General features: G+C 71.4%; 18 protein-coding genes. 11 read left to right on the top strand and 7 right to left on the bottom strand.

The features are described 5' to 3' along the window. A partial coding sequence (locus tag ABT116_RS11995; RefSeq protein ID WP_351631302.1) for a UTP--glucose-1-phosphate uridylyltransferase occupies positions 1-636 on the bottom strand: 636 nt, incomplete at its 3' end. Between the two features lie 168 nt (positions 637-804). Between ABT116_RS11995 and ABT116_RS11990 the strand changes: the two genes are divergently transcribed. Continuing rightward, positions 805-1353: a 5-formyltetrahydrofolate cyclo-ligase gene (locus tag ABT116_RS11990; RefSeq protein WP_502983858.1), complete on the top strand. Its 549-nt coding sequence runs from the start codon at positions 805-807 to the stop codon at positions 1351-1353. A gap of 58 nt (positions 1354-1411) precedes the next feature. Here ABT116_RS11990 and ABT116_RS11985 read toward each other — a convergent pair whose 3' ends face one another. Beyond that, on the bottom strand, positions 1412-4249 hold the full coding sequence (locus ABT116_RS11985; protein ID WP_351631296.1) for a penicillin acylase family protein: 2838 nt from the start codon (positions 4247-4249) through the stop codon (positions 1412-1414). A 238-nt stretch (positions 4250-4487) separates the two neighbouring features. Here ABT116_RS11985 and ABT116_RS11980 point away from each other — a divergent pair, with 238 nt between their 5' ends. The 6 genes from ABT116_RS11980 to mscL all read left to right on the top strand — a co-directional run bounded on the left by ABT116_RS11980 (position 4488) and on the right by mscL (position 10440). After that, positions 4488-6017 carry a potassium/proton antiporter gene (locus ABT116_RS11980; RefSeq protein ID WP_351631294.1) on the top strand — a complete coding sequence of 510 codons (1530 nt, stop codon included), beginning with the start codon at positions 4488-4490 and terminating at the stop codon, positions 6015-6017. Between the two features lie 265 nt (positions 6018-6282). Further along, complete coding sequence (locus ABT116_RS11975; protein ID WP_351631291.1) at positions 6283-7575, top strand: MFS transporter; 1293 nt, start codon at positions 6283-6285, stop codon at positions 7573-7575. 67 nt (positions 7576-7642) lie between these two features. After that, a complete protein-coding gene (locus ABT116_RS11970) occupies positions 7643-7960 on the top strand; it encodes an FmdB family zinc ribbon protein (protein WP_351631289.1) in 318 nt (105 codons plus the stop codon). 78 nt (positions 7961-8038) lie between these two features. Then, positions 8039-8899 carry an S-methyl-5'-thioadenosine phosphorylase gene (locus ABT116_RS11965; protein WP_351631286.1) on the top strand — a complete coding sequence of 287 codons (861 nt, stop codon included), beginning with the start codon at positions 8039-8041 and terminating at the stop codon, positions 8897-8899. A 449-nt stretch (positions 8900-9348) separates the two neighbouring features. Further along, complete coding sequence (locus tag ABT116_RS11960) at positions 9349-9864, top strand: hypothetical protein (protein ID WP_351631310.1); 516 nt, start codon at positions 9349-9351, stop codon at positions 9862-9864. Positions 9865-9981: 117 nt separating this feature from the next. Further along, the gene (gene mscL, locus ABT116_RS11955) at positions 9982-10440 is read left to right on the top strand and encodes a large conductance mechanosensitive channel protein MscL (protein WP_351631284.1); all 459 of its coding nucleotides are present in this window, start codon (positions 9982-9984) and stop codon (positions 10438-10440) included. Positions 10441-10489: 49 nt separating this feature from the next. On the opposite strand, the gene ABT116_RS11950 is transcribed toward mscL, so the two are convergent. Then, positions 10490-10669 (bottom strand): hypothetical protein, encoded by a 180-nt coding sequence (locus ABT116_RS11950; RefSeq protein WP_351631282.1) that lies wholly within the window; start codon positions 10667-10669, stop codon positions 10490-10492. A 56-nt stretch (positions 10670-10725) separates the two neighbouring features. On the opposite strand from ABT116_RS11950, the gene ABT116_RS11945 reads away from it, so the two are divergent. The 4 genes from ABT116_RS11945 (at position 10726) to ABT116_RS11930 (ending at position 15519) form a co-directional block, all read left to right on the top strand. After that, positions 10726-11958 carry a low temperature requirement protein A gene (locus tag ABT116_RS11945; protein ID WP_351631280.1) on the top strand — a complete coding sequence of 411 codons (1233 nt, stop codon included), beginning with the start codon at positions 10726-10728 and terminating at the stop codon, positions 11956-11958. Between the two features lie 207 nt (positions 11959-12165). Next, positions 12166-13197 carry a P1 family peptidase gene (locus ABT116_RS11940; RefSeq protein WP_351631278.1) on the top strand — a complete coding sequence of 344 codons (1032 nt, stop codon included), beginning with the start codon at positions 12166-12168 and terminating at the stop codon, positions 13195-13197. A 166-nt stretch (positions 13198-13363) separates the two neighbouring features. Next, positions 13364-14581, top strand: a complete 1218-nt coding sequence (locus tag ABT116_RS11935; protein WP_351631276.1) for a L,D-transpeptidase — start codon at positions 13364-13366, stop codon at positions 14579-14581. 191 nt (positions 14582-14772) lie between these two features. Next, positions 14773-15519 carry a DUF6227 family protein gene (locus tag ABT116_RS11930; protein ID WP_351631273.1) on the top strand — a complete coding sequence of 249 codons (747 nt, stop codon included), beginning with the start codon at positions 14773-14775 and terminating at the stop codon, positions 15517-15519. Positions 15520-15536: 17 nt separating this feature from the next. Here ABT116_RS11930 and ABT116_RS11925 read toward each other — a convergent pair whose 3' ends face one another. The 4 genes from ABT116_RS11925 to ABT116_RS11910 form a co-directional block, all read right to left on the bottom strand. Next, positions 15537-15695 (bottom strand): hypothetical protein, encoded by a 159-nt coding sequence (locus ABT116_RS11925; protein WP_351631270.1) that lies wholly within the window; start codon positions 15693-15695, stop codon positions 15537-15539. Positions 15696-15812: 117 nt separating this feature from the next. Next, complete coding sequence (locus ABT116_RS11920) at positions 15813-17873, bottom strand: PTS fructose transporter subunit IIABC (RefSeq protein WP_351631268.1); 2061 nt, start codon at positions 17871-17873, stop codon at positions 15813-15815. 191 nt (positions 17874-18064) lie between these two features. Beyond that, positions 18065-19012, bottom strand: coding sequence for a 1-phosphofructokinase (gene pfkB, locus ABT116_RS11915; protein WP_351631265.1), 948 nt, complete (start codon positions 19010-19012; stop codon positions 18065-18067). Further along, a complete protein-coding gene (locus ABT116_RS11910) occupies positions 19009-19770 on the bottom strand; it encodes a DeoR/GlpR family DNA-binding transcription regulator (protein ID WP_351631262.1) in 762 nt (253 codons plus the stop codon). Before ABT116_RS11910 ends, pfkB begins: the two co-directional genes overlap by 4 nt. Positions 19771-19918: the final 148 nt, after the last annotated feature.

Here is a 19918-nt window from a genome sequence, read left to right as displayed (position 1 = left end):
GACGTAGCGGCCGATGACGGCGTAGTTGGACGGGGCGTCGGCCGGGTCGGGCTTCTCGACGAGGCCGCTGACCCGGACGACGTCGCTGTCCTCGGTGGTCTCCACGGCCGCGCAGCCGTAGAGGTGGATCTGCTCGGGGGCGACCTCCATGAGCGCGACGACGCTGCCGCCGCGCTGCTCCTGGACCTCGACCATGCGCTGCAGCAGCGGGTCGCGGGGGTCGATGAGGTCGTCGCCGAGGAGGACCGCGAAGGGCTCGTCGCCCACGTGCGGGGCGGCGCACAGGACGGCGTGGCCGAGGCCCTTGGGGTCGCCCTGGCGGACGTAGTGCATGGTCGCGAGGTCGCTGGACTCCTGCACCTTGGCGAGACGGCCGGCGTCGCCCTTCTTCTGGAGGGCCGACTCCAGCTCGTAGTTGCGGTCGAAGTGGTCCTCGAGGGGGCGCTTGTTGCGGCCCGTCACCATGAGGACGTCGTCGAGACCCGCGGCGACCGCCTCCTCGACCACGTACTGGATCGCGGGCTTGTCCACGACCGGCAGCATCTCCTTGGGAGTGGCTTTGGTGGCCGGCAGGAACCGGGTGCCGAGGCCTGCTGCGGGAATGACAGCCTTGCTGATCCGAGGGTGCTGAGTCATGTCGGCCACCTTATCCGGTGCCTTTGCATGGAATCTGCGGCTCCGGTTCATAGGAGCTCATATGAGCGTATTGCGACGGTACGGGAGCAACCATTGAGGCCTATCGCACGTCCGGGCGAGCCTGACAAGCGGAGTTTGCGGCGCGGGTTCCTCGCGGTGAGGAGCAGGTTGACGGCGGGTGACCTGCGGGAAACGTCGGCCGCGCTGGCCGGGCGGGCGCTGGAGCTGCCCGAGTTGGCGGAGGCCGGCACGGTCGCGGCGTATGTCTCCGTGGGGAGTGAACCCGGCACCCTCGCGCTCCTGGACGCCCTGCGCGCCCGGGGCGTGCGCGTGCTGCTTCCGGTCCTGCTGCCCGACAACGACCTCGACTGGGGCGCGTACGCGGGCGAGGACTCGCTCGCGCCCGTCCGGCACGGCGGCAGGATGACCCTCCTGGAGCCCGTGGGTGAGCGCCTCGGGCCGGACGCCGTGACCACCGCCGACGCCGTACTGCTGCCGGGGCTCGCGGTGGACGCGCGCGGCATGCGGCTCGGGCGGGGCGGCGGCTCGTACGACCGGGTCCTCGCACGGCTGGAGCGGGCGGGCGCTCATCCCGCCCTGGTGGTGCTGCTGTACGACTCCGAGGTCGTCGAACACGTCCCGGAGGAGCCGCACGACCGGCCGGTGCACGCGGTGGTGACACCGTCGGGGGTACGGCGGTTCGGGCAGGCGCCCTGACGCGAAGCGGCCCTCCACGCGTGCGTGGAGGGCCGCTCGTTCTACCGGCGTCAGTGGCTCACGGCTTGAGCACCAGCTTGTCGGCCGTGCTCTTCTCGACCGCCTGGTCCGAGAAGGCCCACGGCAGCAGTTCGCCGTCGGCCCACTTGTCGGTCTGGTCGACGTAGTGGGCGCTGTAGGCGTGCCCGGAGGCGCCGGTGAGGTTGATCCACTTCGACTTGTCGAGGTCGCCGAGGTTCACCACCATCCGCATGGACGGCACCCACACCACCCCGTAGCCGCCGGCCGCGTTCCAGCCGGTCGCGTTGACCGTGGCCTCGCCGCCGCCGAGCTCCCAGGGGCCGCGGTTGAGGGCGTACTGGATGAAACCGGGGCCCGCGGTGCCGAGGGTCTGGTTCTTCAGGAACAGGCGGTGCAGCCGGCCCCAGCTCCAGGTGTCGATGTCCTTGCCGAGCTTGGCGGTCAGCTCCCAGCGGGCGTCGATCATGGCCCGCTTGAACAGCTGGTCGCGGTTGTGGGCGGCGGGGCGGGTGCCCACCTTGGGGGTCGTCCACCAGTCGCTGTCCGGCTGGTCCATGAGCTTGCGTACCACCTCGAACCACCGGTCGCCGCCGTCCGGCTGCGCCTGGTCGGGGTCGCGCTGGCCGCACTCGCGGACCTTCTCGGCCTCGTCGGCGGGGCCGGTGGTGTTGACCGGCTCGACCCACAGGCACTGGCCCTTGGGCCGCAGCTCCTTGGGCAGCTTGTTGCCGAAGGCGAGCTTGAGGATGTTGCGCCAGACGGCGTTGAAGTAGGCCGCCGCCGCGGAGTCGGCGTCCTGGGTGTAGTCCCAGCCCTCCAGGAGCTTCTGCGCCTCGCGGACGTCCTTGTTCTCCGGGTCGATCTTCAGCAGCGTGGGCACCAGCAGCCGGGCGATCTCGCTGCTGTTGTCCAGTTGCATCTGGCGCATGTCGTCCGTGGAGATCTTGCCGCCGTCCTTGATCTTCGACTGGATCAGGTCGGTGATCCGCTGGCTGCGCGCGCCGTAGCCCCAGTCCGCGGTGAGCGTGTACGGGTACTTGTCCGGGTCGATCACGGCCTGGTTGGCGGTGACGATGTACCCGCGCTCCGGGTCGTACTCGTAGGGCAGCGCGTCCTGCGGGATGTAGCCGGTCCAGCGGTATTCGGAGTCCCAGCCGGGCGCGGGGATGGAGCCGTTGTCCTTCTTCGAGCGGATCGGGATCTTCCCGGGCAGCGTGTAGCCGATGTGGTTCTCGTTGTCGGCGTAGATCAGGTTCTGCGAGGGCACCTCGAACTGCGACGCGGCCTTGCGGAAGTCGGTCCAGTCCTTCGCCTTGTTCATGGCGAAGACGGCGTCCATGGTGGTGCCGGGCTGCAGGGCGGTCCAGCGCAGCGCGACGCCGTAGCCGTCGCCTCTGTCCGGTGCGGCGGTGTCGACGGTGGCCTTCTTGCCGACCTTGACGAGTTCCTCGTCGCGGTCGGACAGCAGGGGCATCCCGTCCTCGGTCTGCCGTACGACGATCTTCTTGGGCTCGCCCCCGGCGACCTTGATGGTCTCCTCGCGGGTCTTGAAGGGCTTGACCTTGCCGTCGTACAGGTAGCCGTTGCCGGTGATCTTCTCCAGGTAGAGGTCCGTGACGTCGACGCCGGAGTTGGTCATGCCCCAGGCGATGTCCTGGTTGTGACCGATTATCACGCCCGGCATGCCGGCGAAGGTGTAGCCGCTGACGTCGTACTGGCAGGTGCTGGAGACGCTGCGGCAGTGCAGGCCCATCTGGTACCAGACGGACGGCAGGGAGGGCGACAGGTGCGGGTCGTTGGCCAGCAGCGGCTTGCCGGTGATGGTGTACTCCCCGCCGACGACCCAGGAGTTGGAGCCGATGCCGTCGCCGTTCACGCCGACGGCCGGCGGGAGGTCGTCCAGGACCCGGGTCAGACCGCCGAGCTGGCTGTCCAGACCCGCGGTGCCCGAGGCGCCGGAGGCGGTGCCCGCCGTGCCTGAGGCGGTGCCTCCCGTGCCGGAGCCGCCGGACGCCGTGCCGGTGGAGGTGCCGCCGGTCCCGTTCGCGCCGGAGGTGCCGCTGGTGCCGGACGCGCCGCTCGTGCCGCCCTGCTCGAACGCCCCCGCCAGCTCGCTGTACTGGCCCTCCTGGACGATCGCCTTGTTGCGGCTGTACGGGTACTGCGGGTACAGGTCGGCGATCTGCTTCGGGCCGAGGCGGCTGGTCAGCAGGGCGCGGTCGATCTCGTCCTGCATGTTGCCGCGCAGGTCCCAGGCCATCGCCTTGAGCCAGGAGATCGAGTCGACCGGGGTCCACGCCTGCGGCTTGTAGTCGTTGGTGAAGCCCAGCGCCGCGTACTCCAGGGAGATGTCCTCGCCGTCCTTGCCCTGGAGGTAGGAGTTGACGCCCTTGGCGTACGCCTGGAGATATTTCTTCGTGGAGGCCGACAGCTTGGTGTCGTACTCCTGCTTGGCGACCCGGTCCCAGCCGAGGGTGCGCAGGAACTCGTCGTTGTCGACCTGGCTCTTGCCGAACATCTCCGACAGCCGGCCGGAGGCCATGTGGCGGCGGACGTCCATCTCGTAGAACCGGTCCTGCGCCTGGACGTACCCCTGCGCCATGAACAGGTCCGCGTCGGAGGAGGCGTAGATCTGCGGGATGCCGTAGTCGTCGCGTTTGACCTCGACGGGACCCGAGAGGCCCTTCAGTGTCAGGGTGCCCTTGGTCTGCGGGAAGGAGGCCCGGACGGTACTGATGGACCAGTACGACCCGTACGCCACACCCCCGATGAGGGCCAGCACGAGGACGAGCACGAAAAGTCGGGCTTTGCGCCCCTTTCTCCTGCCGGACTTGCCGGGCTGCTGACCCGTGGAGGCGGTGGTGTTGGGGGGCATCGCTGTCCTTGCTGTCCTAACGCGAGCGGCAGGTTCGGCTGTGCTTTTAACTGAGCGCTGGAGCAACGATAGGCGCAGGGCCTTCCGCCCCTTGACGCGGAGTCGGGATCAAGCCCGGACGGACGTTCGATCTTGCCCCCGGAAGCGTCAAGAAATCGTCAAGAGTTAGGTAAGGTAACGAAGTAGTTGGCGCGCTGCGCCACAGCTTCATGTGCGATGTACGTGAGCCCACGCGCGCATGCGTGCGGGCCAGGGAAGGATTCGGCCGCTGACTGTTCACCACCTCAACCAGCTCCTGCTCGTCTGCTCGCTCGTTCTGCTCGTCGCCGTCGCAGCGGTACGGATCTCCTCGCGCAGCGGGCTCCCCAGCCTGCTCGTGTACCTGGGGATAGGCGTCGCCATGGGCCAGGACGGCGTGGGCGACATCCACTTCGACAACGCCGAGCTGACCCAGGTCATCGGATACGCGGCCCTGGTCGTGATCCTGGCCGAGGGTGGCCTGGGCACGAAGTGGAAGGAGATCAAGCCGGCCCTGCCGGCCGCCACGGCACTGGCGCTGGCCGGTGTCGCGGTGAGTGTCGGGGTCACGGCGTCGGCCGCGCATTATCTGATCGGGCTGGAGTGGCGGCAGGCGCTCATCATCGGGGCGGTCGTCTCCTCGACGGATGCCGCGGCCGTCTTCTCGGTGCTGCGCAAGATCCCGCTGCCCGCGCGCGTGACGGGCACGCTGGAGGCGGAGTCCGGCTTCAACGACGCCCCGGTGGTCATCCTCGTGGTGTCCCTGTCCACGGCCGGTCCGGTCGAGCACTGGTACACGCTGCTGGGCGTGATCGTGGGAGAACTGGCCATCGGCGCGGCCATCGGGATCGCGGTGGGCTGGCTGGGCTCCTGGGGCCTGAGGCACGTGGCGCTGCCCGCGTCCGGCCTCTACCCGATCGCCGTCATGGCGATCGCCGTGGTGGCGTACGCGGCCGGCGCGCTGGCCCACGGCAGCGGCTTCCTCGCGGTGTACCTCGCCGCGATGGTGATGGGCAACGCGCGGCTGCCGCACTGGCCGGCCACGCGCGGATTCGCCGACGGGCTCGGCTGGATGGCTCAGATCGGCATGTTCGTCCTGCTCGGCCTGCTGGTCACCCCGCACGAGCTGGGCGACGACATCGTGCCGGCGCTGGTCATCGGGCTGGTCCTGACCATGGTGGCCCGCCCGCTGAGCGTGGTGCTCTGCCTGTCGCCGTTCCGGGTGCCCTGGCAGGAGCAGACCCTGATGTCCTGGGCCGGGCTGCGCGGTGCCGTGCCCATCATCCTGGCGACCATCCCCATGGTGGAGGGCGTCGACGCCAGCCGCCGGATCTTCAACATCGTCTTCGTGCTGGTCGTCGTCTACACCCTGGTCCAGGGCCCGACGCTGCCCTGGCTGGGCCGCAAGCTGCGGCTCGGCGACGGTTCGGAGGCCGCCGACCTCGGCATCGAGTCGGCGCCGCTGGAGCGGCTGCGCGGGCACCTGCTGTCCGTGGCGATCCCCGGCGAATCGAAGATGCACGGTGTGGAGGTGGCCGAGCTGCGGCTGCCGCACGGCGCGGCCGTCACCCTCATCGTGCGCGGGGGCGAGTCCTTCGTTCCGCTGCCGACGACGATATTGCAGCGTGGGGACGAGCTCCTCGTGGTCGCCACAGACCCCGTCCGGGACGCGACCGAGAGCCGGCTGCGGGCCGTGGGGCACGGCGGCAAGCTGGCCGGCTGGCTGGGGACGGGCGGGGCGGGCCAGTGAGGGCGTTTTGCGCGGTTTGGGATTTGTAGGGCACCCAGGGGCATGGTGCTCACTTTCACAGGAGAGCAGCCGTTGATCCCTGTACGATGAAGGCGTTACCCAGATCGAACCAACTCTGCCTGACGCAGAGCTGGCGCGACCGTATGGCGGTCGGGACACCCCTCCTCACCGGGCCCCGGCATCTACCGCAGTTCCGCGCAAGAGGACAGCTCTCGGCGCCGCCCGCTACGGGGCCGCGCTACCAGGCGGCAGAAAGGCACGGGCCGTGGCGTCCACGGTCACCTCGAAGGCGTCGGAGAACCCGACGGCTTCCGCCCGCCCGGGATACGGCCGGCTGCTGCGCACCCGCGGCGCCTGGACGTTCCTGCTCCCCGGCTTCGCGGCACGCCAGCCGTTCGCGATGCTGACCATCTCCATCGTGCTGCTGGTGCAGCACACCACCGGCTCCTACGGAGCGGCGGGCGCCGCCGCGGCCGTCACCGGTGTCTCCATGGCCCTGTTCGCGCCCTACAGCGGACGCCTCGCCGACCGCTACGGGCAACGCGCCGTGCTGGTCCCCGGAGTGCTGCTGCACGCACTGTCCGGGCTGACGCTCACGGCGCTCGCGCTGCTGGACGCGCCCCTTTGGGCGGTGTTCGCGGCGGCCGTCCCGACCGGCGCCTCGGTGCCGCAGGTCGGTCCGATGGTGCGGGCCCGCTGGGGCGTCAAGCTCAAGGACTCGCCGCTGATGACCACCGCGGCCGCCTTCGAGTCCGTCACGGACGAGCTGACCTTCGTGGTCGGTCCGCTGCTGGCCACCGCCCTGTGCACGGCCGTCGACCCGGCCGCCGGACTCGTCACCGAGGCCTCGCTGACCCTGCTCGGCGGCCTGCTGTTCGCCGCGCAGAAGAGCACGCAGCCCTCCGTCGCCGGCAGCGGGCACGCGCGCGTGGAGCACGCTTCGGCACTGCGCGTCCCCGGAGTGCGCGTGCTGATCGTGACCTTCCTGGGCATCGGCACCGTCTTCGGCGGTATGCAGGTCTCGCTGGCCGCGTTCACCGAGTCGATCGGCGAACCGGGCCTGAACGGCGTCCTCTACGGCGTCTTCGCCGCGGGCAACATGCTGTCCGGCGTGGTCTGCGGGGCGATCGCCTGGAAGGCGGCTCCGCAGCGGCGCCTGGTCGTCGGCTACACGGCGCTCGCCCTGGCCGCGTCGGGCCTGTGGGCCGCCCACTCGGTGCTGGTCCTCGCGGGGCTCGGCCTGCTGGTCGGCATGTGCATCGCGCCCGCCCTGATCACCGGTTACACCCTGGTCGACAGCCTGGTCCCGGCCGGTGCCCGCACCGAGGCCTTCACCTGGCTGACCGGAGCGGTGGCGCTCGGCCAGGCCGCCGCCGTCACGGTCGCCGGACAGCTGGAGGACCGCTTCTGGTCGGGCGCCGGTTTCCTGGTGCCGATGGGCGGCACGCTGCTGGCCCTGGTGACCCTCCTGGCCCTGCGTTCCCGGCTGGTGGCACGGGGCAACGGCCGCACCGTCGCACGTGGCGTGGGTCACCGCGTGCCGGTGGCAGTGGACTGAGCGGCCGGAATACGTCACTATGGATCGTCGTTAGCACTCATCGAGTGAGAGTGCCAGGAGGAAGACAGTGCCGACCTACCAGTACCAGTGCACCGAGTGCGGCGAAGGCCTCGAGGCGGTGCAGAAGTTCACCGACGACGCCCTCACCGAGTGCCCCAACTGCAAGGGCCGCCTGAAGAAGGTGTTCTCGGCGGTCGGCATCGTCTTCAAGGGCTCCGGCTTCTACCGGAACGACAGCCGCGGCTCCTCGTCGAGCAGCTCCCCGGCGAAGTCGTCGAGCACCTCGTCCTCGGGCTCGTCGTCCTCGGACTCCGGCTCGTCGAGCTCCGCTTCGAGCTCGTCGTCGAGCACCGGCAGCTCCTCCAGCAGCACCACCGCCGCGTAGGGCCTGATTCTTACGGGACCCTGTCGCCCTCCGGGCGACGGGGTCCTCGGCGTTTCCGCCTGCGGTTAGGGTGCGGGCATGGCGAACAAGGCGAACGCGACGGACAGGGCAGGCGCCGGGATCGGCGTCATCGGCGGCTCGGGGTTCTACTCCTTCCTCGACGACGTGACCGAGATCCAGGTCGACACCCCGTACGGGCCGCCCAGCGACTCCCTCTTCCTCGGTGACGTCGCCGGCCGGCGGGTCGCCTTCCTGCCGCGGCACGGACGGGGCCACCACCTGCCGCCGCACCGGATCAACTACCGCGCCAACCTGTGGGCGCTACGGTCGGTCGGTGTGCGCCAGGTCCTCGCCCCGTGCGCCGTGGGCGGCCTGCGCCCCGAGTACGGGCCGGGCACGCTGCTGGTCCCGGACCAGCTGGTCGACCGCACGAAGTCCCGCGCCGGCACCTTCTTCGACGGGCTGCCACTGCCCGACGGCTCGGTGCCGAACGTGGTGCACGTGTCGCTGGCCGACCCCTACTGCCCCGCCGGGCGGGCCGTCGCACTGAAGGCGGCGCGCGGCCGGGACTGGGAGCCGGTGGACGGCGGCACGCTGGTCGTCGTCGAGGGGCCACGCTTCTCGACCCGTGCGGAATCGTTGTGGCACCAGGCGCAGGGCTGGTCGGTGGTGGGCATGACCGGCCATCCCGAGGCGGCGCTCGCCCGCGAGCTGGAGCTCTGCTACACGTCCCTGACGCTGGTCACCGACCTCGACGCGGGTGCCGAGACGGGTGAGGGGGTCTCGCACGACGAGGTGCTCCGGGTGTTCGCGGCGAACGTGGACCGGCTGCGGGGGGTGCTGTTCGACGCGGTTGCCGGGTTGCCCGGGGAGGGCGAGCGGGACTGTCTGTGTGTGAGCGCGCTGGGCGGGATGGATCCGGGGTTCGTGCTGCCGTAGGGGGCTTGCGGGCTTGGGCTCTGGGGCGCGAGGGGGTGTTCGGGGCCGGGGGGGCGTCCAGGGCTGGGGCCTCCGAAGCCGGAGGGCGGCGGGGCCGGGGGCGTTCCGAGGCAGGGGCGTTCCGAGGCAGGGGGCGTTCCGGGGCCGGGGCGTTCCGAGGCAGGGGCGTTCCGAGGCAGGGGCGTTCCGAGGCCGGGGCGTTCCGAGGCCGGGGCGTTCCGGGGTCGGCGGGGGGGCGTCGGTGGTGGAACGTCCCGTTCGGGTGAGGGGATTGTCCACAGGTCGGTAGTGGGTCCACAGGCCTGAGCGGGCGGTGGCGCGAAGCCTCATCGTGGGGAGCGCAAGCCGGTCCCTCGTCGCAGGTGGTGGTCTTCGTGCCCTTCGCTCGTTCCTCGGTCGTGTCCTCTTCTCCCTCCTGGTCGCTCGCCTCGGGCCCGCCCGGGGCGGAGGTGCCCGCGACCCGAGAGGTGCCGCGGTTCGACCCGGTACGCGTGCGCGGCGGTCACCGCTCCGGCCGGCTCGTCCGGCACCGTCGGCGGGCCGTGGCCGTCGGACTCGCGGTCACCGCGACGGCGCTCGTGGCGGCGGGTCCGCGCGATGCCGACGGGGCCCGTGGTCATCCCCGGGCCCGGCCTCCCGCGCACACGGCGACGATGTCCGGTCAGCAGCCCGCGCACCCGCGTCGCGCCACGGGGTCGGTGACTGCCCCGGTCCGGATCTCCGACGCGGCCACCGTGCGGCTGCTGCGGCCCGGTGACCGGGTCGACGTCATCGCCGCCGAGGGGGCGGTGCCGGGTGGCGATGCCCGGGTGGTCGCGCGCGGGGCCAGGGTGACGAAGGTGCCGGAGCCGGTGGAGGGCGCGGGCGACAGCGGGGCGCTGGTCGTGCTGTCGGTGCCGCGGGCCGTCGCGGCGCGGCTGGCCGGTGCCGGTGCCACCGGGCGGCTGGCGGTGACGTTGTGGTGACGCCCGGGGAGCCCCGGTGCCCTGTTGAGGGACCCAGGGTCCCGTCTTGCCCCGGCGTTGACGTAGGTTGCGGAGCGTTTTGTTCCACAAGCTGCTCGTGTGAGGAGACGCCCCGAGGTGAGCAAGAAGAAGGAGCCGAGCATCTTGCAGGGCTTCAAGGCCTTCCTGATGCGCGGGAACGTCGTCGATCTGGCGGTGGCGGTGGTGATCGGTGCCGCCTTCACCAACATCGTGAACGCCGTGGTGAAGGGGATCATCAACCCGGTCGTCGGTGCCATCGGAACCAAGAACCTCGACCACTACAGCTCGTGTCTGAGCTCGAGCTGCAAGGGCGAGCAGGGTATCCAGATCCTGTGGGGATCCGTTCTGGGCGCCACCCTGAGCTTCGTGATCACTGCGGCGGTCGTCTACTTCCTGATGGTCCTGCCCATGGCGAAGTACCTGGCCCGGCAGGAGGCCCGCCGGAAGGCCAAGGAGGGCACGCAGGAGATCATCGAGGTGACCGAGCTGGAGGTCCTGAAGGAGATCCGGGACGCCCTGGTCGCCCAGCGCGGCTCGGGACACGACCGGCAGTAGCGGCGCTGCGGGCGGCCGGACGAGCGCTACGGGCGGCCGCCCGGCCGGTTCAGATGTGGTGGGGCGGCTTCTCGTCCAGGAAGCGCCTGAGGTCCGCCGCACTGCCGCCGGAGTCGGTGCGCTCGCCCCAGCCGCGGTCGGTGTCGTCGGAGGACTGCTGGTCGAGCGGGTCGTCGAAGACCAGCGCGGGCTTCGGCTCGCGCGGCTCGGGGCCGGGGACGGTACTCATGCAACCAGGGTACGGTCGCGGAGAAATTCCCCGTGCCTTCTGCTGTGCTGGGACGCATGACGTCCAGCCCCGCTCCCCCGCCCGTCCCCTCCGGCGCGCCCGGCGGCCGGGGACCGCTGCGCAGGCTCAGGGCCCGTGGCCGCGACGAGGCGCACCGGACGGCCTCGCCGCTGGAACTCTTCTTCGACCTGTGCTTCGTGGTGGCCGTCGCCCAGGCGGGCATCGAGCTGGTGCACTCCGTCGCCGAGGGGCACGCGGGCCAGGGGATCCTCGACTACGCGATGGTGTTCTTCGCCCTGTGGTGGGCGTGGATGAACTTCACCTGGTTCGCCTCGGCGTACGACAACGACGACGTGCTCTACCGGGTCGTCACGCTGGTGCAGATCGCGGGTGTGCTGGTCCTCGCGGCGGGGGTCTCGCGGGCGTTCGGGGAGCACGAGTACCTCCTGGTCTGGCTCGGCTACGCGATCATGCGGGTGGCCATCGCGGCGCAGTGGCTGCGGGCGGCCCGGGCCGGGGAGGGCCCGGAACGCACGACTGCCCTGCGCTACACCGGCGGCGTGCTGGCGTGCCAGGTCGGCTGGCTGGGGCTGCTGTTCCTGCCCGAGGGGGCCCGGCCCTGGTGGTTCCTGGTGATGGCGCTGCTGGAGATGTGCGTGCCGCCCCTCGCGGAGAGGGGCCACACCACGTCCTGGCATCCCCGTCACATCGCGGAGCGGTACGGGCTGTTCACCATCATCGTGCTCGGCGAGACGGTCGCGGCGGCCACGGTCGCGGTGAAGTCCGGCATCGACGAGAGCGACGCGCTGGGCGAGCTCCTCCCCATCGCGGCGGGTGGGCTGCTGATCGTCTTCGCGGCCTGGTGGATCTACTTCGTGGTGCCCATCCACGGCCATCTGCGATCCAACCGGCAGGCGTTCCTGTGGGGCTACGGCCACTACCTGGTGTTCGCCTCCGCGGCGGCGATCGGGGCCGGGCTGGAGGTCGCGGTGGAGGAGACGGTCGGCAAGGCGCACCTCTCCACGCTGGCGGCGTCGGCGGCCGTGACCCTGCCGACGGCTCTGTACCTGCTCACGGTGTGGGCCCTGCACTCGCGCCACTTCAAGCGGGGCATCACTCAGCAGCTGGTGCTGCCGACGACGGCCCTGCTGGTGATCTGCTGCACGTTCCTCGGGCACTGGGCGGTGTTCGCGGCCGGGGTGGTCTGCGCGCTGTCGGTGGGGGCCGCAGAGACCGTGGCCGCGCTCCGGGCCGCCGGGGAGAGCGGGCCGGCGACGCGCACCGGGTGAGGGCGCGTCCGCGATCCGGCCCCGCTGACCGCGACCCAGCTGACGTCGGCCCGCTGACGGTCTACGGGCTCAGGTCGACGGGTTGACGGTCTACGGGCGACGGGCTGACGGTCCACGGAGGACAGGCGCCGGCCCCGGACGGGCTGACACGGCACGCACCGGCTCGGTGCGTTCACCGGGGCCGACGGCTGGACGAGACTGTGCCTCATGACAGTTGACGCACTGACGGATGTCTCCGGCCTGCGGGTGGGGCACGCGACACGCACCGGCGACGGTTGGCTCACCGGCACCACGGTCGTGCTCGCCCCGGAGGGCGGGGCCGTGGCCGCCGTGGAGGTGCGGGGCGGCGGGCCCGGCACCAAGGAGACGGACGCGCTCGACCCGCGCAATGTGGTGCGCAAGGTCGAGGCGGTCGTGCTGACCGGCGGCAGTGCCTACGGGCTCGACGCTGCGGCGGGGGTGATGGCCTGGCTGGAGGAGCGGGGGCGTGGGATCCGGGTCGGGGCGGATCCGGCGCATGTGGTGCCGGTGGTGCCCGCGGCGTGTGTTTTCGACCTGGGTCGGGGTGGTGACTTCCGGGCCCGGCCGGACGCGGCGACCGGCCGGGCCGCGGTCGAGGCGGCCGCGGCGAGCGAGCTCGGCGCCCAGGTGCCCCAGGGGTGCGTGGGCGCGGGCACGGGAGCCGTGGTCGGGGTGGTGAAGGGCGGTGTTGGCAGCGCGAGCACGGTGCTCGGCTCGGGGATCACCGTGGCCGCGCTGGTGGTGGCCAACGCGGCGGGGTCGACGGTGGATCCGGAAACGGGGGTGCTGTACGGGGAGTTGTTCGAGGGACGACGGGTGGAGTACCCGGAGGCGGAGGTCCACGCGGCCGCGCAGCGGCGTCTCGCCGAGACGGCCGCCAGGAGCACGCCGCCGCCGCTCAACACCACGCTCGCCGTGGTCGCCACGGACGCGGATCTGTCCAAGGCGCAGGCGCAGAAGCTGGCCGGCACGGCGCACGACGGCATCGCCCGCGCGGTGCGTCCGGTGCACCTCCTCAACGACGGGGACACGGTGTTCACGCTGGCGACCGGCGACCGCACCCTGGACGCCGCGGACCCGCTCGCCCTGAACGAGATCCTGGCGGCGGGCGCCGACATGGTGACGCGCGCGATCGTCCGGGCCGTGCGGGCCGCGGAGCCGGTGGACGGTCCGGGCGGGGCGTGGCCGTCGTACGGGGAGCTGTACGCGGGCCGTTGAACAGGCGCGCCGCGCACAGCGGATGCACAGCGGACCCGGGATTTGTCGCGGTTCTGTCACGTGACGGCCTTCATGGGGAACGGACGGAACCCGACCGGCCCCCGGGCCCCTCTACTCCCACGTACTGGAGCGGATCACGCAACATCACATGAACTGGGAGCAGCCCGTGACAACGCCGAACATTTCAGCGCGGCGCACTCTGGGGGCCTGTGCCGTCCTGGTGGTCGGCGCCCTGACCCTCACCGCCTGCGGTGGCAGTGCCAACGCCAAGGACGACGAGAAGGGCGGCAAGGGCGGCACCAAGACGTCGGTAGCGAAGATCGCCATCTCGGCGAAGGACGGTTCGACGGGCGCGTCCATCAACGCGACCGGCGTGAAGGTCAGCGACGGGAAGCTGACCGACGTGAAGATGACGGTGGCGGGCAGCGGCCAGGCCGTCGAAGGCTCGATTTCCGGTGACGGCAAGGTCTGGAAGCCGAAGGAGCAGCTGGAGCGCGGGACCAAGTACCAGATATCCGCGACCGCCAAGGACGCGGACGGCCGGACGGCCGCGGCCAACTCGATCTTCACGACGGTGACGTCGTCGAACAGCTTCATCGGCACGTACACGCCGGACAACGGCACGACGGTCGGCGTGGGCATGCCGGTGTCGTTCACCTTCGACAAGGCCATCACCGACCGCAAGGCCGTGCAGTCGCACATCACGGTGACGTCCAGCAGCGGGCAGCAGGTCGTCGGGCACTGGTTCAACGGGCAGCGGCTCGACTTCCGGCCGGAGGAGTACTGGAAGGCCGGCTCCAAGGTCACGATGAAGATCGACCTGGACGGGGTCGAGGGCGCGAACGGCGTCTACGGCGTGCAGAAGAAGACGGTCACCTTCACGGTGGGCCGTTCGCAGGTCTCCACGGTCGACGCCAACACCCAGACCATGACGGTCGTCCGGGACGGCAAGACCATCAAGACGATCCCGATCTCGGCGGGCAGCCCGGAGCACACCACCTACAACGGGCAGATGGTGATCTCCGAGAAGTTCGTCCAGACCCGGATGAACAGCCGGACGGTCGGGCTGGGTGGCGAGTACGACATCCCGGACGTGCCGCACGCGATGCGTCTGACGACGTCGGGCACGTTCATCCACGGCAACTACTGGTACAACAAGGGCAACCCGCCCTTCGGCCGCCAGGGCACCAGCCACGGCTGCGTGGGTCTCGCCGACGTCCAGGGCGCGGGGGGCAGCACGCCCGCCAAGTGGTTCTACGACAACTCCCTCATCGGGGACGTGGTGATCGTGAAGAACTCCCCCGACAAGACGGTGGCGCCGGACAACGGGCTCAACGGCTGGAACATGGCGTGGAGCCAGTGGACCGCGGACAGCGCTTCCTGACCTCTTGGCGAACCACCTGAAGAACCGTCCCAACTGGGGATTTTGACGGACCGAACGGGCCGCGCGGGAACTTTTCGCGCGGCCCGCGCGTTTTCCCGGACGTACGTTTTCTCGGTTCCCGGACATGATGTCCGACCGAGGGGCTACGGTATGCACCCACAAGGTGACATGCAGCAACGCCGGGAGAAACCTTGAGCGTTCCGTACGAGACGGCAGCGTACGAACCCCACGACTCGCCCGAGACTCCGGAGGAGCACCTCGCGCGGCTCCTCGGCCGCGCCCTGAACTCCTTCGAGCTACCGGACGAGGCGATAAGGCGCCTGGACTGCGCGCTGGCGCACGACGGTTCGCTGCATTCCGCGCACCACAGCACGGGCCTGCACCGGGAGACGTACCGGCACACGTGGCTGCTCGCCGACGGTTCGGCGCTCACCCTGTGGGAGCTCGTCCACAACACCGCGCCGGGCGGCGAACCGCAGCACGAGGTGTACGTCGACGAGGAGGAGCTGCGCGCCGCCACCACGCGGCTGCCGCTGCCGCCGGACGCCCCGGACTTCGAACTGCCGGTGACGGTGCAGCTGTCACCGGTCCCCGCCCCCCGGCACGCGTACGCCGCGGAGAACTCGGCGGACCACGCGCGCAGGTTACTGCGCCGGGCGGAGAACGTGGACCGGCCGGGCGTGGACACGGCGGCCCTGCTGGCCACGGCGTCCGGGCACCAGATCACCCAGGCCTTCGGCCGGCCGTGCCGCGCGGGCCGGGCGGGGCTGGGTTTCTCGCTCTACGAGCACGCGTTCCTGCTGCGCGACGGCGACGAGGTCTCCCTCTGGGAGGTCGAGCACACGGCGACGCCTGACGGACGGCACATGTGTGAGGTCTACGCCAGCGAGGACGCGGCGCGCGAGGCGATGGAGCGGCGGGCGGCGCAGCTGTCCTGAGGCGGAACCGAGGCTCCTCAGAGGCCTCTGTCTCCGAGTTGACGCACCAGCTCGGCGAAGGCGGCTCTCTCCTCGGTGGTCAGCTCCACGGACTCCGACCGGGGGCCCTTCTGCCGCTGTTGCGGGAGGGCGGGGAGCGGGTGGCCTTCGGGCCATCGGGAGACGTGCTCGGGCATGCGCCCCAGTAGACACCACGGCCCGGGACTTCGGTCCCGGGCCGTGACTTTCGTGATCTATCTCGCAGGTGGCATGAACGGTTCACACGCCTCGAATGGGGCGAACTCGCACCAGTGTCACGCCGCGACGGGCTGCTTCGTCTCCGTCGCCTGGACCGCGCCGCCCTCGCCGGGGGCCGGTGCCGCGCCCGGGGCCGGCTTGCGCATGCCCTTCAGGACGACGACCAGGGCCGTCGTGACACAGACACCCGCGGCGATGGCGACCAGGTAGAGGAACGGGTTGCCGATCAGCGGGACCACGAAGATGCCGCCGTGCGGGGCACGCAGGGTCGCACCGAAGGCCATCGACAGGGCGCCGGTGACCGCGCCGCCCGCCATGGAGGCCGGGATGACGCGCAGCGGGTCGGCCGCCGCGAAGGGGATCGCGCCCTCGGAGATGAAGGAGGCGCCGAGCACCCAGGCCGCCTTGCCGTTCTCGCGCTCGGTCTGGGTGAAGAGCTTGCCGCGCACCGTCGTGGCCAGGGCCATGGCCAGCGGCGGGACCATACCGGCCGCCATCACCGCGGCCATGATCTTCATCGCCGAGTCGCTGGGGCTGGCCACCGCGATACCGGCCGTGGCGAAGGTGTAGGCGACCTTGTTGACCGGGCCGCCGAGGTCGAAGCACATCATCAGGCCGAGGAGGGTGCCGAGCAGGATCGCGTTGCTGCCGGACAGTCCGTTCAGCCAGTCGGTCATGCCCTTCTGGGCCTCGGCGATGGGCTTGCCGATGACGACGAACATCAGGAACCCGACGATCGCCGAGGAGATCAGCGGGATCACCACCACGGGCATGATGCCGCGCAGTGCCGCCGGGACGTTCACCTTCTGGATCGCCATCACGACGCCACCGGCGATCAGACCGGCCGCCAGACCGCCGAGGAACCCGGCGTTGATGTTGAACGCGATCATGCCGCCGACGAACCCGGGGACGATGCCGGGCCGGTCGGCCATGCCGTAGGCGATGTAGCCGGCCAGGACCGGGACGAGGAAGCCGAAGGCGACGCCGCCGATCTGGAAGAGCAGGGCCGCCCAGCTGTCGGCCTGCGTCCACAGGAAGTGGTCCATCACCGACGGGGCCTTGTTGATCTTGTAACCGCCGATCGCGAACCCGAGGGCGATGAGCAGACCGCCCGCCGCGACGAACGGCACCATGTAACTGACGCCGGACATCAGCCACTTGCGCAGCTTGGTGCCGTAGCCCTCGCTCGAGTCGCCCGCGCGGTCCACCGGGGAGGCCGGGGCGGAACCGGAGGTGACCTCGCCGCGTGCGGCCTTCTCGCGGACCTCGGCGATGAGTTCGGCGGCGCGGTTGATGCCCGCCTTCACCCCGACGTCGACGGTGGGCTTGCCGGCGAACCGCTCCTTCTCCCGTACGGGCACGTCGTGGGCGAAGATCACGGCGTCGGCCGCCGCGATGACCTGCGGGTCGAGCCGGGTGAAACCGGCCGAGCCCTGGGGTTCCACGGTGAGTTCGACGCCCGCCTCCCGGCCGGCGTTCTCGAGCGACTCGGCCGCCATGTAGGTGTGGGCGATGCCGGTGGGGCAGGAGGTGACGGCGACGATACGGAACGGCCGCTCCTCGCCCCCGGCTTCAGCTGCGCCGCCGGCTTCGGCTGTGTCCGTGGCGGCGGCGGGAGAGGCCGCTCCCGCCGACGCCACGGGGTCTTCGGAACCCGCGGGTGCGGGTGCGTCCGGCTCGTCGCCGCGGATCAGCGCCGCCGCGGCCGGCGCGTCGCTCACCGCGCGCAGGGCGTCGGTGAACTCACTGTTCATCAGCTGCCGGGCCAGCGACGACAGGATCGTCAGATGGGCGTCGTCCGCGCCGGCGGGCGCGGCGATCAGGAAGATCAGGTCGGCGGGGCCGTCCGCGGCGCCGAAGTCGATGCCCTCGGCGCTGCGGCCGAAGGCGAGCGTCGGCTCGGTGACGTGCTCGCTGCGGCAGTGCGGGATGCCGATGCCGCCGTCGAGGCCGGTCGGCATCTGGGCCTCGCGGGCCGCCACGTCGGCGAGGAAGCCGTCCAGGTCGGTCACCCGGCCCAGGGCCACCATGCGCTCGGCGAGGGCACGCGCCGCCGCTTCCTTGGTGTCGGCGGACAGGCCGAGGTCGACCAGGTCCGCCGTGATCATGTCGCTCATCGCGGGCTCCTTAGCACGCGTATCGCCCGGTGGGAGGGGTGGGCGGGGAGGGGGACGGGGGTGCGGTGGGGGGTGGCGGGGGTGGAGGCGGGGGGTAACGGGGAGGCCCGCCGCTCGCGCGTCGGTCCGCGCTGCTCGTCGTACGTCATGACACGGGCTCCTCGTACGTCATGACACCTGCTCCTCGTACGTCATGACACCGGCTCCTTCAGCACGCGGTTCGCCGGGACCTCGGCCGTGACCGTCACGGCCGCCGGGTCCAGGTCGCGCGGCGTCGGCATCACGCTGCCGGGCAGCTGGACGGCCGCCGCGCCGTGGGCGACCGCGGAGGCGAGGGCCTCGGGGCCGTTGCCGCCGGCGATCAGGAATCCGGCGAGGGAGGAGTCGCCGGCGCCGACGTTGCTGCGGACGGCGGCCACGCGGGCGCTGCCGAACCAGGCGCCCTCCTCGGAGACGAGCAGCTGCCCGTCGGCGCCGAGGCTGGCGAGGACGGCCCGGGCACCCATCTCGCGCAGTTCCTCGGCGGCCTTGACGGCGTCGCCGACGGTGGCGAGGGGACGGCCGACGGCTTCGGAGAGTTCTTCGGCGTTCGGCTTGACCACGTCGGGCCGCTCGCGCAGGGCCGCGAGCAGCGCGGGCCCGGAGGTGTCCAGGGCGATCCGTGCCCCGGCGGCGTGCGCGCGGGCGACGAGGTCGGCGTACCAGGAGGGGGCGAGTCCGCGCGGGAGGCTGCCGCAGCAGGCGATCCAGGATGCGTCGCGGGACTGCCGCCGTACGGTCTCCAGGAGCAGTTCCCGCTCGGCGTCGGAGAGTTCGGGGCCGGGCGCGTTGATCTTCGTCAGGACGCCGTCGGACTCGGCGAGGGCGATGTTGGAGCGGGTGGCCCCGGCGACGGGGACGGGCGCGACCTCGATGCCCTGCTGGTCGAGCAGGTCGGCGACGAGGGCGCCCGGGGCGCCGCCCAGCGGCAGGACCGCCACCGTGCGCTGACCGGCCGCGGCGACGGCGCGCGAGACGTTCACGCCCTTGCCGCCCGGGTCCATCCGCTCGCCGGTGGCGCGGATGACCTCGCCGCGGTCGAGGGACGGCACCTCGTAGGTGCGGTCCAGAGACGGGTTGGGGGTGACGGTGAGGATCATGCGCGCACTACTTCCGTGCCGCCGCGCTCGATCGCGACGGCGTCTTCGGGGCTCAGTCCGCTGTCGGTGATCAGCAGGTCCACATCGCTCAGGTCGCCGAAGCGGGCGAAGTGCTCCTGGCCGTGCTTGGAGGAGTCGGCGAGCAGCACCACCCGGCGGGCGGCGGCCACGGCCGCGCGTTTCACGGCGGCCTCGGCGAGGTCGGGCGTGGTCAGGCCGTGTTCGGCGGAGAAGCCGTTGGCGGCCACGAACAGCACGTCGGCGCGGATCTCGCCGTACGCCCTGAGCGCCCAGGCGTCCACGGCGGCACGCGTGCGGTGCCGTACGCGCCCCCCGACGAGGTGGAGTTGGATGCCGGGGTGGTCGGCGAGGCGGGCCGCGATGGGGAGGCTGTGCGTGACGACGGTGAGGGAGGCCTCCAGGGGGAGGGCGGCGGCCATCCGGGCCACCGTCGTCCCGGCGTCGAGGATCACCGTGCCCTCGCCGGGCAGTTCCGCGAGGGCCGCCTTGGCGATGCCGTCCTTCTCGTCGGCGGCGGTCGTCTCGCGCTCGGCGAGGTCCGGCTCGAAGTCGAGGCGCCCGGCCGGGATGGCACCGCCGTGCACCCGGCGGACCAGTCCGGCGCGGTCGAGGGCCTTCAGATCCCGGCGGATCGTCTCCGCCGTCACCTGGAACTCCTCGGCCAGCGACACGACATCCACTCGGCCGCCGTCACGGGCGAGCCGGAGGATCTCCTGCTGCCGCTCCGGTGCGTACATGTCCGTTCGCCTCCGCCTCATGCCCGAACGTGTGGTTTCAGCGGGAGGCTACGCCGAGATTTCCGCAAAGTAAACAGGTTCGGACCCAATCGGGCATGAGCAGAAATCAGAAGCAGAGCCGCGAGCGGACATCGGGAGCGGAACGTAA

Source organism: Streptomyces sp. NPDC002130 (genome assembly GCF_040296465.1).
Classification (GTDB): domain Bacteria; phylum Actinomycetota; class Actinomycetes; order Streptomycetales; family Streptomycetaceae; genus Streptomyces.
The sequence above is the reverse complement of the archived record's forward strand: the minus strand, read 5'-3'. Positions and strand labels throughout refer to the sequence as shown.

Coding starts and splice junctions, on each gene's coding strand:
- ABT116_RS11940 (WP_351631278.1), top strand. CDS start 12,166: ATGACAGTTGACGCACTGACGGATGTCTCCGGCCTGCGGGTGGGGCAC.
- ABT116_RS11980 (WP_351631294.1), top strand. CDS start 4,488: ATGCGTGCGGGCCAGGGAAGGATTCGGCCGCTGACTGTTCACCACCTC.
- pfkB (WP_351631265.1), bottom strand. CDS start 19,012: ATGATCCTCACCGTCACCCCCAACCCGTCTCTGGACCGCACCTACGAG.
- ABT116_RS11950 (WP_351631282.1), bottom strand. CDS start 10,669: ATGAGTACCGTCCCCGGCCCCGAGCCGCGCGAGCCGAAGCCCGCGCTG.
- ABT116_RS11985 (WP_351631296.1), bottom strand. CDS start 4,249: ATGCCCCCCAACACCACCGCCTCCACGGGTCAGCAGCCCGGCAAGTCC.
- ABT116_RS11965 (WP_351631286.1), top strand. CDS start 8,039: ATGGCGAACAAGGCGAACGCGACGGACAGGGCAGGCGCCGGGATCGGC.
- ABT116_RS11910 (WP_351631262.1), bottom strand. CDS start 19,770: ATGTACGCACCGGAGCGGCAGCAGGAGATCCTCCGGCTCGCCCGTGAC.
- ABT116_RS11945 (WP_351631280.1), top strand. CDS start 10,726: ATGACGTCCAGCCCCGCTCCCCCGCCCGTCCCCTCCGGCGCGCCCGGC.
- ABT116_RS11925 (WP_351631270.1), bottom strand. CDS start 15,695: ATGCCCGAGCACGTCTCCCGATGGCCCGAAGGCCACCCGCTCCCCGCC.
- ABT116_RS11920 (WP_351631268.1), bottom strand. CDS start 17,873: ATGAGCGACATGATCACGGCGGACCTGGTCGACCTCGGCCTGTCCGCC.